Genomic DNA, 13,590 nt, shown 5'->3' on the forward strand with positions numbered 1-13,590 from the left:
GTGACGCTTGCGGTCGTGCCGGGCTGCGACCATCATCGGCGCCCATGGCGCGCAGCACTCCCGTCCTGGAACGACTCGGCCGCCGCCTGGCGTGGCACCAGGCGCTGCACGACCCCGTGCGTGAACCGCGCAATGCGCTGCGCTGGCTGCAGGAACTGCGGCGCTGGCAATCGGAGCGGCTGGAGCGCAGCTTCGAGCATTTCCTGGAGGATCCGCAGCGGCGTCCGGCGGCGATGTTCTTCCTGACCGACGTCTATGGCGACCGCGACTTCAGCCGTCGCGACGCCGACATCGTCAAGGTGTTGCCGATGATGCAGCGGCTGATGCCGGCGTCGTTGCTGGACACGGTCGCCGACGGCATCGAGCTGGGTGCGCTGACCCACGCCCTGGACCTGCGCATGGCCGAGGCGCTGCAGGACCTGGCGCCGCGGCGCAAGCGCCTGGACGAAGCGTTGTATGCCGAAGCCTATCGGCAGACCGGGCTACCCCGGCTGCGCCAGCGCCAGATCGACCTGATCGCCCGCGTCGGCCTGGGCCTGGCCAAGGCGGTGCACACACCCGGCGTGCGCATGCTGCTGCGCTTCGCCCGAGGCCCGGCCAAGGCAGCGGGGCTGTCGGAACTGCAGGGATTCCTGGAGCGGGGTTTCGACGCGTTCTCCAAGCTGGGCGATGCCGAGGGGTTCATCGGCGATATCGAGACCACAGAGCGCGCCGTGTCGGAACGATTGTTCGCGGGCGATCCGGATCCGTTTGCGTTGGAGTGAGTCAGCGGTCGGACCCTCACCCCAACCCCTCTCCCGGCGGGAGAGGGGCTTTGGCTGCTCCCTTCTCCCCTCGGGACCATGGCCCCCTTTTGCGGGGGAAGGTGCCCCGAAGGGGCGGATGAGGGTACGTGCGAAGCCTCGTGCAACTGATCGCGTCAGCGCTTGCTACCGCACCCTCACCCCAACCCCTCTCCCGACGGGAGAGGGGCTTTGGGTGCTCCCTTCTCCCCTCGGGAGAAGGTGCCCCGGAGGGGCGGATGAGGGTCCGGGCGAAGCCTCGTGCAGCTTGATTGCGTCAGCGCTTGACGCCGTACCCTCACCCCAACCCCTCGCCCGAGGGGAGAGGGGCTCGATGCACTGATCAGCCCAGCTTTTCCGACAGCACGCGACGAATCTCGCTTTCCACCGTGCCCTTCATCGCCGACAGCAGGAAGCCCAGCTCGGCAGTCACGTGCACCTGCTTGGGCAGCAGTTCGATGCGTCCGTCCACGCCCGAGCGCGAGAACAGCAGGGAATCGCCATCCCAGTGCGATTCCAGGTCGAAGCGCTCGGACAGTTTCTTGGCGGCGGTTTCGATGGCCTTGCGGGCCTGCGCGGGGGTCTTGTCGTGGTCGTGGCGGATGTCGATGCTGGACATGCTGGCTCCTGTGCGGGCGGGTGCCCGCGTGAACGATCAGGCATTGTGCGTATGCGCGGTGCATTGTCCAGCGCGCGCGCTTCTGCACGCGCAGGCAACCTGCTAGGCTGCCCGCCGTGCACGATCTGCAAGTCCATTTCAGCAACCGCCAACATCCCGACCGGCCCCTGCGCGCGGGCGTGCATCGCATCGTGCGGCTGGCCTCCGGCCAGGTCAGCGTGGTCGACGACACCCAGGGCGCGTTGCTGCTGGCGCAGTTCTGCCTGGACCGGCGCGGCCTGTGGCTGCAGGTCGCCAACGGTAGCCGTGGCATCCACGTCAACGGCCGCCCGGTGCGGCGCATGGCCCTGCTGCGCGCCGGCGACGCGGTCTACGCCGACGGCGTGGAGATGGTGGTGCAGGGCAAGTGCGAGCCGCTGCAGCGCCTGCCCGAGGTCAGCGAGGCCGAGCACGACGATCCGCGCCTGGTGCTGCGCGGCGTCGGCGGTCCGCACCATGGCCGCAGTTTCACTGTGGACCGCGTACGCAGCATCGGCCGCCTGCGCGAGTGCGACATCCGCATCGACGATCCGGCCTGCGCCGAGCAGCACGCGCGCCTGGAACGGCATGGCGAGCGGGTACTGCTGCGCGGCTTCGGTGAGGCGCAGACCCAGGTCAATGGCGTGGCCGTGCGCAGCTGCTGGCTGCAGCCCGGCGACCAGGTGGTATTCGATGCCCAGCACCGCTTCGTGCTGGAAGTCCCGCAGGTCGTCGGTGCCGAGCCGCTGCGCGACGACCCCGCCTTGGCCGCGCTCACGCTGACCCCGGCGGTGGCGCCGCGCCCGGCCACCGCGCGGCGCTGGCCGTGGCTGTTGCTCAGCGCCTTGTTGCTGGCCGCCGCGCTCAGCGGCCTGCTGTGGTTCGGCGCGCGCTGAGCGCCCGCCAGCCGCGCCAGCCCAGCAGCACCGCCAGGATCGCCGCGTACAGCAGCGGTTCGCGGATGTCCGACTTCACCAGCCACCAGAAGTGCAGCACGGCGAGCACGCCGATCGCATAGATTGCCTTGTGCAGCTTGCCCCAGTTGCGCTTGAGCCGGCGCATCCAGCCCTGGGTGGAGGTGATCGCCAGCGGCACCAGCAGCAACCAGGCCAGGAAGCCGACGGTGATGTACGGGCGTTTGACGATCTCCTCGAAGATCTGCGTCCAATAGCCGCGCAGGTCCAACCCCAGATAGGCCGCCAGATGCACGGTCGCGTAGAAGAACGCGTACAGCCCGAGCATGCGCCGGAAGCGCAACAGCACCGATTGCCCGGTCAGTTGCCGCAGCGGGGTGATGGCCAGGGTCAACAGCAGCAGCCGCAGCGCCCACAACCCGGTGCGATGCTCGACCTCGGCCACCGGATCGGCACCGAGCGCATCGCTGCCGGTCTGCCACACCTGCCAGAACTGCCAGCCCAGGTACGCCATCGGCGCCAGCGCCAGCGCGTGCACCACCGCCTTGGCGGCGATCAACGAAGCGGAGGTCTTAGCCATGCGCCGTCATCGCGCCGTGTTGGCACAGGCGCCACGCGGCACACCGACTGCGACTCCAGCCGTCGCGCGAGGCAACCACCAGGCGCCGCGCTTTTCCCATTCCCGATTCCCAGTTCCCCATTCCCAGCCTCTCCTCAATACCATTTCTTCAGATCCATCCCCGCATACAGCGACGCCACCTGATCGGCATAGCCGTTGAACGGGCGGGTGGGGATGCGCTCGGCGAACAGCTTGCTGGCCTTGCCGGCGATGCGGCGCTCGGTCTTCTGGCTCCAGCGCGGATGGTCCACCGCCGGATTGACGTTGGAGAAGAAGCCGTACTCGGACGGCTGCAGCTCGTGCCAGGCGGTTTCCGGCATGCGCTCGACGAAGCGGATCTCCACGATCGACTTGATGCTCTTGAAGCCGTACTTCCACGGCACCACCAGCCGCAGCGGCGCGCCGTTCTGCTGCGGCAGCGGCTTGCCGTACAGGCCGGTGGCGAGCAGAGTCAGCGGGTGCATGGCCTCGTCGATGCGCAGGCCTTCCTTGTACGGCCAGTCGATCGAGCTGTAGCGGATGCCGGGCATTTGCTTGGGATCGGCCAGGGTGGTGAAGGCGACATACTTGGCCTTGGAGGTCGGCGCGAAGCGCTTGAGCACGTCGCCCAGCGGCACGCCCAGCCACGGGATCACCATCGACCAGCCTTCCACGCAGCGCAGCCGGTAGATCCGCTCCTCGGGCGTATGGCCCTTGAGCAGGTCGTCCAGGGACAGCGTGCCGGGCTTCTCGCATTCGCCGGAGACCTTCACCGACCATGGCGAGGTGCGCAGGGTCTTGGCCGCCTTCGACGGATCGGTCTTGTCGGTGCCGAATTCGTAAAAGTTGTTGTAGCTGGTCACGTCCTCGTAGCGGGTCAGCTCCTCGTTGGTGCGGAACCCGCTGCGCGCCTGCTCCGGCGTCACCACGGTCTTGGGCGGGGCCGGCGGCTCGGCGTCGGCGCAGCCGACCAGGCCGGACAGCGGGGTCAGCGCCAGGGCCTGCAGCAGGCGCCGCCGGTCGCGGTAGACCGCCTCGTCGGTGATCTCGCGGCTGGGAACGGTGAGGGCATCGCGCAACGACATGGCGGACTCCTGGAGCGAAGGGGGCGAGCAGTGGCGGGGACTTCACCACAGACTACGCATGCGCAGGGCGAATGGATGCAAATGCAACCTAAATTGCCCGGGCCGCAAGCTGTTGCGCTGCGGCATACTAGGGGTCCTGTCCGATAGGTGCCCCATGACGCGCGCGTTCAATTTCAGTGCCGGCCCCGCTGCCTTGCCGGAATCGGTCCTGCGCCAGGCGCAGGCGGAGATGTTGGAGTGGAACGGCGTGGGCGCCTCGATCGTGGAGCTGAGCCACCGCGGCGCCGAGTTCATGGAGGTCGCGGCGCAGGCCGACGCCGACCTGCGCCGGCTGATCGGCATTCCCGACGACTATGTCGTGCTGTTCTTGGCCGGTGGCGCCACCACCCAGCAGGCGCTGCTGGCGCTGAACTTCGCCGCGCCCGGGCAGACCGTGGACTACGTGGTGACCGGGCACTGGGGCAAGACCGCGATCAAGCAGGTCGGGCCGTACGTCGACGTGCACGTGGCCGCCAGCAGCGAGGCCGACGGCTTCCGCGACATCCCGCCGCGCGCGGCCTGGCAGTTGCGCGAGGATGCCGCCTACGTCCACATCACCGCCAACGAGACCATCCACGGCGTGGAGTTCCGCGACACGCCCGACGTCGGCGACGTGCCGCTGTTCGCCGACTTCAGCTCCAGCATCGCCTCCGAGCCGATCGACGTCTCCAGGTACGCGCTGATCTACGCCGGCGCGCAGAAGAACCTCGGCCCGGTCGGCGTCACCGTGGTGATCATCCGCCGCGACCTGCTCGAACGCGCCGGCCAGCCGCGCGCGGACATCTTCGACTATCGCTCGCACGTGGCGCGCGACTCCATGCTCAACACCCCGCCGACCTGGAACTGGTACCTGGCCGGGCTGGTGTTCAAGTGGATGCTGGCCGAGGGTGGCGTGGAGGCATTCGCCGCGCGCAACCAGGCCAAGTCGGCGCTGGTGTATTCGGCGATCGACGCCTCCGGCGGCTTCTATCGCAACGAAGTCGCGGCGGCGGTGCGCTCGCGGATGAACATCCCGTTCTTCCTGCCGGACGAGACCCTGACCACGCGCTTCGTCGCCGAGTCCAAGGCGGCCGGATTGCTGGCGCTGAAGGGCCACAAGGCGGTCGGCGGCATCCGTGCGTCGCTTTACAACGCCATGCCCCTGGCCGGCGCGCAGGCGCTGGTCGCGTTCATGCACGACTTCCAGCAGCGCCACGGCTGAGTCGCCGATTTTTGTAGGAGCGGCTTCAGCCGCGACCGGATCGCGCCGGCGATCCGGACCACCGAGGAACCCCCGATCCATGGCCGCAAAGCCGAAGAAATCTCCCGCCGCCGACGCCAAGCCGGCCAAGTCCGCGAAACCCGCCGCCACGCCGGCCCTGGCCGACGTGCGCGCCAAGATCGACGAGATCGATCGCACCATCCAGGCGTTGATCGCCGAGCGCGCGCAGTTCGCGCACCAGGTCGGCAAGGCCAAGGGCAAGCTCGCCGCGGCGGTGGACTACTACCGGCCCGAGCGCGAGGCGCAGGTGCTGCGCATGGTGGTGGACCGCAACCAGGGCCCGCTCAGCGACGAAGTGCTGGTGCACGTGTTCCGCGAGATCATGTCCGCGTGCCTGGCGCAGCAGGAGCCGCTGAAGATCGGCTACCTGGGGCCGGAGGGCACCTTCAGCCAGCAGGCGGTGCTCAAACACTTCGGTCGCTCGGCGGTGGGCCTGCCGATGGCCACCATCGAGGAAGTGTTCCAGGAAGTGGAAAGCGGCAACGCCGACTTCGGCGTGGTGCCGGTGGAGAACTCGGGGCAGGGCACGATCCAGGTCACCCTGGACATGTTCCTGACCTCCAACCTGAAGATCTGCGGCGAGACCGAGCTGCGCGTGCACCAGTTCCTGCTCTCGCGCAGTGGGCGGCTGGACGCGATCGAGCGGATCTACGCGCATCCGCAGTCGTTCGCGCAGACCGCCGGCTGGCTGCGCGCGAATCTGCCCAAGGTGGAGAAGATTCCGGTCTCCAGCAACGCCGAGGGCGCGCGCCGGGCGCGCAATGCCGACGATGCGGCGGCGATCGGCGGGGAGAGCGCGGCGCATGTGTATGCGCTGAAGAAGGTCATCATGAAGTCGATCGAGGACGACGCGGACAATACGACGCGCTTCCTGGTGATCGGGCGGCAGATCTTCCCGCCGTCGGGGCACGATCGTACGTCGGTGCTGGTGTTCATCCACGACAAGCCGGGTGCGTTGTTCGATGTGCTCAGTCCGTTCGCGCGGCATGGGATCAGCATGAATCGGATCGAGTCGCGGCCGTCGCATCAGGCGAAGTGGGAGTACGGGTTCTTCATCGATCTGGCGGGGCATGTGGAGGATGAGGCGATGAAGTTGGCGTTGGCGGAGTTGAAGGCGCATTCGGCGCAGATCAAGGTGTTGGGGTCGTATCCGGTGGCGGTGCCTTGAGTTGGTTGCGGGGTTGCTTCGGTTCTGACCGCGGTGGGGCGCTTGGGCCACGATGAGATGTGCACGTGTAGGAGCGGCTTCAGCCGCGACGGGGCGTTCCCTGGAATGTGAAACCGCTTCTTCAGCAGCAACTTCTTCAGCAGCAACAGCTTTAACGTCAACAGCTAACGGCAACAGCTTTCGCGCTTGCGCGCGAGTCACTTTTCTTTGCTTGTGCAAAGAAAAGTAACCAAAAGAAACACACCCCCGGGCGGGCTGCCCCGCGCTGCGCGCGGGGTCCGCGGACACGACGGGAATTTTCGGAAGGCACATCCATGTGCCTGCCGAAAACGACGCGCATCCTGCGCGTCGCCCCTCACGGGGTTTTACCCGCCGTGTCCGCCAGCCCTTACGGGGGATTGAGAGCAACAGCGAAAGCAAGAACAACGGCAACAGCAACAGCAACAGCAAGAGCAACAGCAAGAGCAACGGCAAGAGCAACGGCAAGAGCAACGGCAACGGCGGTGGCTGACTTGGTGTAGGCGTCGTGGCAGCAGCGCAAGCGCGCGGTAGCGGCGCCGATGTCGCCGGGTGATGGTGGATCTTCGGGTGGTTGGACTTTCAGGAACGATGATGAGCAACGAGCAAGGCTGGATCGCAACGCGCGGCACTGCGCTGCAGGGCACGCTGACGGTGCCGGGGGACAAGTCGGTGTCGCACCGGGCGGTGATGTTCGCGGCGTTGGCCGATGGCACGTCGCGGATCGAGGGGTTTCTCGAGGGCGAGGACACGCGTTCGACGGCGGCGATCTTCGCGCGGCTCGGGGTGCGGATCGAGACGCCTTCGCCGTCGCAGCGCATCGTGCATGGGGTGGGCGTGGATGGGCTGCAGGCGCCGCAGGGCGAGCTGGATTGCGGCAATGCCGGCACCGGCATGCGCCTGCTTGCAGGACTGCTCGCGGCGCAGCCCTTCGACAGCGTGCTGGTCGGCGATGCGTCGCTGTCCAAGCGGCCGATGCGGCGGGTCACCGAGCCGCTGGCGCTGATGGGCGCGCGCATCGACACCGAGGCCAATGGCGTGCCGCCGCTGCGCATCCATGGCGGCCAGCCGCTGCGCGGCATCGACTTTGTCTCGTCGGTGGCCAGCGCCCAGGTCAAGTCGGCGGTGCTGCTGGCCGGTCTGTATGCCGACGGTGTCACCACGGTGCAGGAGCCGCATCCCACCCGCGACTACACCGAGCGCATGCTGTCCGCGTTCGGCGTGGACATCGCGTTCTCGCCGGGCCAGGCGCGGCTGCGCGGCGGCCAGCGTCTGCGCGCCACCGATATCGCGGTGCCGGCGGACTTCTCCTCAGCGGCGTTCTTCATCGTCGCCGCCAGCATCATTCCCGGCTCGGACATCACCCTGAAGGCGGTCGGGCTCAATCCGCGCCGCACCGGTCTGCTGGCCGCGCTGCGCTTGATGGGTGCGGACATCGTCGAGCACAACCACAGCGAGCACGGCGGCGAGCCGGTCGCGGATCTGCGCGTGCGCTACGCGCTGCTGCGCGGTGCGCGGATTCCGGAGGACGTGGTGCCGGACATGATCGATGAGTTCCCGGCGCTGTTCGTCGCCGCCGCCGCCGCCGACGGCCAGACCGTGGTCAGCGGCGCGGCGGAACTGCGGGTCAAGGAGTCGGACCGCCTGGCGGCGATGGCCACCGGGTTGCGCAGCCTGGGCATCGTGGTCGACGAAACCCCGGACGGCGCCACCATCCACGGTGGCACGCTGGGCGCCGGGACCATCGAGAGCCACGGCGACCATCGCATCGCGATGGCCTTCGCCATCGCCGGGCAACTGGCGCAGGGCGAGGTGCGGATCGAGGATGTCGCGAACGTGGCGACGTCGTTTCCGGGCTTCGACACGCTGGCGCGCGGCGCCGGCTTCGCGTTGCGCACCGCCTGATGGCGTGCGCAACACCGGCCGCGTGCAAGCGCGGCCGGGGGAAGAGGCAAGTCTGGTTTCGGAACGTCAGTGCGTCGGCTGCGGACGCGGCGGATCGTTGGCGGGTGTCGACGGTGTGGACTGGGTAGCACGGTAGCCGCTGCCGTCGTCGTCGCGGTCCACGGCCAGCCACCAGCCGGCCACCGCCAGAGCCAGTGCGATCACGATCATCCAGGCCCAGGGCGACCCGCGATCGGCCCGCGCATGCGCTTCCCCGCGCGCAGACGACGGGCGGGCGGGGCGCTTCCACGCGTCCAGCGGCTGTGTCGACTTGTACGGGGTGGGCATGGCGGCAACTCCGGTGCCGTGGGACGGGTCCAGTGTCACCCAGGACCCGCCTCAGGGGTGTCACCCCCATGTGAACGCCGCCCGCGCGTCCGGGCGGCGGTTCAGTTACGGCCCCGGCTTGAAGTCGAACGGAATCTCGATGCTGGCCGGCACTGCACGGCCGTTCTGCTGCGCCGGGCGGAACTTCCAGCGGCGCACGGTTTCCATCGCCGCGCGGTCCAGATCGCGCGAGCCGCTGCGCCGGAGCAGGGCCACGCCGGCGGGCGCACCGCTGGCATCGACCTCGACCCGCACCACCACCGTGCCGGCATCGCCACGGCGCAGCGCCGCCGGGGGATAGCGCGGCGGCGGGGTCTGCCCTTCCAGCGGCACAGGGCGGTTGCCCGGTGCCAGCGCGGTGGCCGTGTTGCCGGCGACATCGCCGCCTGCGGCCGGCGCCGGCGCTTCGGTGGTCGGCGGCGGCGCCGGTGCGGTCTCCACCAGCTTCGGCGCGTCGCCGGCGGGCGCGGGCTTGGCCTGCGGCATGCTGCTGGCGGCGCTGCCGGCGGGCAGCGGTTCGGGCAGCGGCTTCACCTGTTCGGTCTCCTGCTGCACCTGCGCCGGCTGCGGCTTGTAGAAATCGTTGTCCTTGCGTCCGACCAGCCACACCACCAGGAACAGCAGCAGGCCGGCGGCGAAGGCGATGCCGACGATCGCGAGCAGGCGCCGCGGCAGATGCAGCACGATGCCGGACTTGGAGGACGAGGGCGACGTGGACATGGGACTCACCGTAGGGAACCGTTCGATTCTGGCATAGCCGCAGTGAATCGCGCGCCGCGGCGGGCGCGAGTCGGCAAAACCGCGACGGACAGGCGATAATCCCGGGTTCGTTCCCCTGGCACCCCGCGCCCATGCTCGATCCCGCTCTGCTTCGCCAACAGCCCGCCGACCTCGCCGAGCGCCTGCGCATCAGTCGCGGCTATGCGCTGGACGTGGCCGCCCTGGAGGCCCTGGAGGCCGACCGCAAGCGCATCCAGGTGCGGACCCAGGAACTGCAGAGCCTGCGCAACAGCCGTTCCAAGGCGATCGGCCAGGCCAAGGCCAAGGGCGAGGACGCGAGTGCGCTGATGGCCGAAGTGGCCGGCTTCGGCGACGAACTGAAGGCCTCCGAGCAGCGCCTGGACGAGATCCGCGCGCAGTTGGAGACGCTGGCGCTGGAGATTCCCAACCTGCCGCAGGCCGACGTGCCGGTGGGCAAGGACGAAGCCGACAACGTCGAACTGCAGCGCTGGGGCAGCCCGCGCAGCTTCGATTTCGAGGTCAAGGACCACGTCGAACTCGGCGCGCGCCACGGTTGGCTGGACGGCGAGGCGGCGGCCAAGCTGTCGGGCGCGCGCTTCACCGTGCTGCGCGGGCCGATCGCGCGTCTGCACCGCGCCCTGGCGCAGTTCATGCTGGACCTGCACACCGGCCCACATGCCTACCAGGAAACCAACGTGCCGGTGATCGTCAACGCCGACAGCCTGTACGGCACCGGCCAGTTGCCGAAGTTCGAGGAAGACATGTTCGCCACCGCGCTGGGCGAACAGAAGCGCTACCTGATCTCCACCTCGGAGATCTCGCTGACCAACCTGGTGCGCGACGAGATCGTCGAGGCCGAGCGCCTGCCGTTGCGCATGACCGCGCACTCGCTGTGCTTCCGCTCCGAGGCCGGCAGCGGCGGCCGCGACACCCGCGGCATGATCCGCCAGCACCAGTTCGAGAAAGTGGAACTGGTCAGCGTGTGCCGCCCGGAAGACAGCGCCGCCGAACACGAGCGCATGACCCGCTGCGCCGAAGTGGTGCTGGAAACGCTCGGCCTGCCGTACCGCAAGATGCTGCTGTGCACCGGCGACATGGGCTTCTCGGCCAGCAAGACCTACGACCTGGAAGTCTGGCTGCCGTCGCAGCAGACCTATCGCGAGATCTCTTCCTGCTCCAACTGCGGCGACTTCCAGGCGCGGCGCATGCAGGCGCGCTGGCGCAACCCCGCCACCGGCAAGCCCGAGCTGCTGCACACGCTCAACGGCTCAGGCACCGCGGTCGGCCGCGCCATGATCGCGGTGATGGAGAACTACCAGAACGCCGACGGCTCGATCACCGTGCCCGATGCGCTGCGCCCGTATATGGGCGGGGCCGAGCGGATCGGCTGATCGCTCGCGCCCGGGGCGTCGGCCCCGGGCGCGCCTCGCGTCGCCGTTGCTGCGGCGACGTCCTCCTGTCCGTCACTGCGCTCAGGCAACGTGTCCTGATGCGGGCAGTGCCCCGCCTTGCGCCACGGTGGGGCTTCGACCCGGACGGGGCAGGGCGTTCGCATGCAGTGCCCGCTGCAGCACGCGCCGCAGCGGCGTTCCGCGTGCGCCGAGCTCCCGTCCCCGTCACTTCGCGCTAGCCCGGCCGGGGTTACCCTGCGTCCGTCTCTATCCGTGCCTGAGCCACCGCGCGAGCGCGACGGGCGTCCCTGCAGCGCAAATCGTTGTAGGAGTAGAATGAACCGGATCCGATTGTCCCCATCGTTCTAAATATCGAAAGAACATGCACGACCTCAACGATCTGTACTACTTCGCCATGGTGGTCGACCACGGCGGGTTCGCCGCCGCCGAGCGCGCCCTGGGCATCCCCAAGTCGCGCCTGAGCCGCCGCATCAGCCAGCTGGAGAGCGACCTGGGCGTGCGCCTGCTGCAGCGCTCCACGCGCCGTTTCGCCGTCACCGACCTGGGCATGAGCGTGCACCGCCACGCCCAGACCATGCTGGCCGAGGCGCAGGCCGCACGCGAAGTGGTCGACCGGCTCAGCGCCGAACCGCGCGGGCTGGTGCGGGTGAGCGTGCCGGTGTCGCTGGCGCAGATGCAGTTGCCCAAGCTGCTGCCGATGTTCCTGGACCAGTACCCCAAGGTGCGGCTGCAACTGAACATCAGCAACCGCCGCGTCGACATCATCAACGAAGGCTACGACGTCGCCCTGCGCGTGCGTTCGCGCCTGGACGACGACGGCAGCCTGGTGATGCGCAGCTTCGGCCAGGTGCAGGAACTGCTGGTCGCCAGCCCCAAGTACCTGGACCGCGCCGGCCGCCCCAAGGATCCCGAGGAGCTGACCTCGCACGTCACCCTCAGCATCAGCGAGGACGAAGCCCGGCAGCGCTGGGAACTGCACGGCCCGGCCGGCGAAGTGCGCCGCGTCGACCTGCAGCCGCGCGTGGCCGGCTTCGACTTCCCCCTGCTGCAGTCCATGGTCAAGGACGGCTTCGGCATCACCCTGCTGCCCGAGACCGTCTGCGCCGAAGCCGTGCGCAACGGCGAACTGGAAGTGGTGCTGCCGGAATGGTCGCTGCCGCAGGGCATCTGCCACGCCGTGTTCGCCTCGCGCCGCGGCCTGCTGCCGGCGGTGCGCGTGTTCATCGACTTCCTCGCCGAACACCTGCCGCGACAGATCGAAGCCTCGCGCCTGGACTGCGGCGGCAACTGCCCCGAACGCACCAAGGCCCGGCACTCGACCCTGGGCGCCATGGCGGTCGAGGCGGGTTGATCGAGCTGCCGGCCGAACACGTCGGTCGAGCAAAACCGCCGCGGGCGTGCGAAAATGCGCGCCCGGGCCGGTGGTCCTGGGTTCGGGGTGCATGTGGTGCCATCAGTGGCACCGGCTGCGTCGAGCGGGACAGGCACTGCAGCGTCGCGCTTCCGCGGCGTTGTGCTTCAAGCGGCTGCGACGCTCTTCCGCAGCACCGCCGCGTTCGCAAACGGAGAGATGGCCGAGCGGTTTAAGGCACCGGTCTTGAAAACCGGCGAAGGGTCAAACCTTCCGTGGGTTCGAATCCCACTCTCTCCGCCATTATTTATATAAATCAATGGCTTAAATTGTTTTTTTGTTGAGGAATTGAGATCCGGGGCGGGACACAAATCGGGACACATCTCCCGATGCGCATCCCTCATCATCTCGTCCGATCCTTCGCCGGTCACTGGTCCTTCCGCCAACGCGTTCCTGTCGATCTGTAAAGGGCCTTGGGACGGAAGGTCATCAAGCACACCCTTCATATGAAAGAATTGCCTAGCGCGCGACTGCGGGCGCTGATGCTTGCCTCAGGCAATCCGGCATCAGGCCATGTGAGCTATTCGCAGCGGGAAAAGCGTGCTCGCCGTAAGCTCGGCCTCAAGGCCTACGACCGAGAGCAGATCCAGGCGATCTTCTCGCCTGTCAACTTCCCAAGGCTTTCTCCAAATGCCCGCTGGGCAGCCCTCATTGGGGCTCTACATAGGAGCGCGTGCCTCTGAGGTCGGGCAGCTGCTGGTGGCGGATGTATTCAAGGAAGGCAATATCCCTTGCATCCGGATTTCGGACGAGGGAGAGCACCAGAAGGTCAAAACCGAAGTCAGCTTGCGCGCGGTGCCGATTCATCCCGAGCCGTTGGCGCTGGGGTTTTGGGACTGGGCGGAGAGCCGAAAGGCTGCTGGTCACAAGCGCTTATTCTCGTAAGCCAAAGCAGACGCTATGAACGGGCAGGGGAACTGGATCACGAAGGCGTTTAGCCGGTATCTGGGCGAGATTGGCAAAAATTGGCCCAAGGCCAAGCTCGGGTTCCATTCGTTGCGGAAGACCTTCATCCAGGAGCTGCAAGGGCTTGGTGTGCCGTCAGAGCTTCGTGCGCAGATCGTGTGCCACGAACTCGATGATGGCATCATGCGACTTACAGTCGGGATTTCACTGTCAGAGAAAATTTGAATGGCATCGGCAAACACTCGCCCGGAATCGCTTCTCTGAGCTGCGACCTGAAACTGAGGTCTGTCTAGCCGCCCAGGTCAGTCCTGCAAAAAAGCACCGCCGCCGAGTGGGTCTTGGATTAT

The 13,590-nt window shown here is 67.9% G+C and carries 13 protein-coding genes, 1 tRNA gene and 1 pseudogene; 10 read left to right on the top strand and 5 right to left on the bottom strand.

All coding sequences use genetic code 11. The features are described 5' to 3' along the window. Positions 1–44 precede the first annotated feature (44 nt). Positions 45–764, top strand: coding sequence for a hypothetical protein (locus tag SLW56_RS07905; RefSeq protein WP_017914340.1), 720 nt, complete (start codon positions 45–47; stop codon positions 762–764). Positions 765–1,125: 361 nt separating this feature from the next. On the opposite strand, the gene SLW56_RS07910 is transcribed toward SLW56_RS07905, so the two are convergent. Then, positions 1,126–1,401: a polyhydroxyalkanoic acid system family protein gene (locus SLW56_RS07910; RefSeq protein WP_017916064.1), complete on the bottom strand. Its 276-nt coding sequence runs from the start codon at positions 1,399–1,401 to the stop codon at positions 1,126–1,128. 116 nt (positions 1,402–1,517) lie between these two features. Here SLW56_RS07910 and SLW56_RS07915 point away from each other — a divergent pair, with 116 nt between their 5' ends. Then, on the top strand, positions 1,518–2,315 hold the full coding sequence (locus tag SLW56_RS07915; protein WP_295839546.1) for an FHA domain-containing protein: 798 nt from the start codon (positions 1,518–1,520) through the stop codon (positions 2,313–2,315). Here the strand turns inward: SLW56_RS07915 and msrQ are convergent. Then, positions 2,284–2,913: a protein-methionine-sulfoxide reductase heme-binding subunit MsrQ gene (gene msrQ, locus SLW56_RS07920; RefSeq protein WP_043092131.1), complete on the bottom strand. Its 630-nt coding sequence runs from the start codon at positions 2,911–2,913 to the stop codon at positions 2,284–2,286. The two genes, SLW56_RS07915 and msrQ, sit on opposite strands and share 32 nt — an antisense overlap. Before the next feature lie 134 nt (positions 2,914–3,047). Next, the gene (msrP, locus tag SLW56_RS07925) at positions 3,048–4,016 is read right to left on the bottom strand and encodes a protein-methionine-sulfoxide reductase catalytic subunit MsrP (RefSeq protein ID WP_267124490.1); all 969 of its coding nucleotides are present in this window, start codon (positions 4,014–4,016) and stop codon (positions 3,048–3,050) included. Between the two features lie 154 nt (positions 4,017–4,170). Here msrP and serC point away from each other — a divergent pair, with 154 nt between their 5' ends. The 4 genes from serC to aroA all read left to right on the top strand — a co-directional run bounded on the left by serC (position 4,171) and on the right by aroA (position 8,407). Continuing rightward, the gene (gene serC, locus SLW56_RS07930; protein ID WP_320694620.1) at positions 4,171–5,256 is read left to right on the top strand and encodes a 3-phosphoserine/phosphohydroxythreonine transaminase; all 1,086 of its coding nucleotides are present in this window, start codon (positions 4,171–4,173) and stop codon (positions 5,254–5,256) included. A 79-nt stretch (positions 5,257–5,335) separates the two neighbouring features. Further along, positions 5,336–6,484, top strand: coding sequence for a prephenate dehydratase (pheA, locus tag SLW56_RS07935; protein ID WP_017916069.1), 1,149 nt, complete (start codon positions 5,336–5,338; stop codon positions 6,482–6,484). 316 nt (positions 6,485–6,800) lie between these two features. Then, positions 6,801–6,995: a hypothetical protein gene (locus SLW56_RS07940; RefSeq protein ID WP_295969773.1), complete on the top strand. Its 195-nt coding sequence runs from the start codon at positions 6,801–6,803 to the stop codon at positions 6,993–6,995. A 98-nt stretch (positions 6,996–7,093) separates the two neighbouring features. Next, positions 7,094–8,407, top strand: coding sequence for a 3-phosphoshikimate 1-carboxyvinyltransferase (gene aroA, locus SLW56_RS07945; RefSeq protein ID WP_320694621.1), 1,314 nt, complete (start codon positions 7,094–7,096; stop codon positions 8,405–8,407). Between the two features lie 66 nt (positions 8,408–8,473). Here aroA and SLW56_RS07950 read toward each other — a convergent pair whose 3' ends face one another. Next, positions 8,474–8,734, bottom strand: coding sequence for a hypothetical protein (locus SLW56_RS07950; RefSeq protein WP_148829457.1), 261 nt, complete (start codon positions 8,732–8,734; stop codon positions 8,474–8,476). A gap of 105 nt (positions 8,735–8,839) precedes the next feature. Next, positions 8,840–9,493: an energy transducer TonB gene (locus SLW56_RS07955; protein WP_152236275.1), complete on the bottom strand. Its 654-nt coding sequence runs from the start codon at positions 9,491–9,493 to the stop codon at positions 8,840–8,842. A gap of 131 nt (positions 9,494–9,624) precedes the next feature. Here SLW56_RS07955 and serS point away from each other — a divergent pair, with 131 nt between their 5' ends. The 4 genes and pseudogenes from serS to SLW56_RS07975 all read left to right on the top strand — a co-directional run. Continuing rightward, positions 9,625–10,905: a serine--tRNA ligase gene (serS, locus tag SLW56_RS07960; RefSeq protein WP_320694622.1), complete on the top strand. Its 1,281-nt coding sequence runs from the start codon at positions 9,625–9,627 to the stop codon at positions 10,903–10,905. A gap of 382 nt (positions 10,906–11,287) precedes the next feature. Further along, on the top strand, positions 11,288–12,277 hold the full coding sequence (locus tag SLW56_RS07965; RefSeq protein WP_010342573.1) for a LysR family transcriptional regulator: 990 nt from the start codon (positions 11,288–11,290) through the stop codon (positions 12,275–12,277). Between the two features lie 213 nt (positions 12,278–12,490). Beyond that, positions 12,491–12,580: transfer RNA gene (locus tag SLW56_RS07970), tRNA-Ser, on the top strand. Positions 12,581–12,834: 254 nt separating this feature from the next. Next, positions 12,835–13,536 (top strand): annotated as a pseudogene (locus SLW56_RS07975) (site-specific integrase); the annotation flags it as partial. Positions 13,537–13,590 lie beyond the last annotated feature (54 nt).

Origin of the sequence: Xanthomonas sp. LF07-6, assembly GCF_034105445.1 — a bacterium.
GTDB classification, from domain to species: Bacteria; Pseudomonadota; Gammaproteobacteria; order Xanthomonadales; family Xanthomonadaceae; genus Xanthomonas_A; species Xanthomonas_A sontii.

Coding starts and splice junctions, on each gene's coding strand:
- SLW56_RS07905 (WP_017914340.1), top strand. CDS start 45: ATGGCGCGCAGCACTCCCGTCCTGGAACGACTCGGCCGCCGCCTGGCG.
- SLW56_RS07910 (WP_017916064.1), bottom strand. CDS start 1,401: ATGTCCAGCATCGACATCCGCCACGACCACGACAAGACCCCCGCGCAG.
- msrQ (WP_043092131.1), bottom strand. CDS start 2,913: ATGGCTAAGACCTCCGCTTCGTTGATCGCCGCCAAGGCGGTGGTGCAC.
- msrP (WP_267124490.1), bottom strand. CDS start 4,016: ATGTCGTTGCGCGATGCCCTCACCGTTCCCAGCCGCGAGATCACCGAC.
- serC (WP_320694620.1), top strand. CDS start 4,171: ATGACGCGCGCGTTCAATTTCAGTGCCGGCCCCGCTGCCTTGCCGGAA.
- pheA (WP_017916069.1), top strand. CDS start 5,336: ATGGCCGCAAAGCCGAAGAAATCTCCCGCCGCCGACGCCAAGCCGGCC.
- aroA (WP_320694621.1), top strand. CDS start 7,094: ATGATGAGCAACGAGCAAGGCTGGATCGCAACGCGCGGCACTGCGCTG.
- SLW56_RS07950 (WP_148829457.1), bottom strand. CDS start 8,734: ATGCCCACCCCGTACAAGTCGACACAGCCGCTGGACGCGTGGAAGCGC.
- SLW56_RS07955 (WP_152236275.1), bottom strand. CDS start 9,493: ATGTCCACGTCGCCCTCGTCCTCCAAGTCCGGCATCGTGCTGCATCTG.
- serS (WP_320694622.1), top strand. CDS start 9,625: ATGCTCGATCCCGCTCTGCTTCGCCAACAGCCCGCCGACCTCGCCGAG.
- SLW56_RS07965 (WP_010342573.1), top strand. CDS start 11,288: ATGCACGACCTCAACGATCTGTACTACTTCGCCATGGTGGTCGACCAC.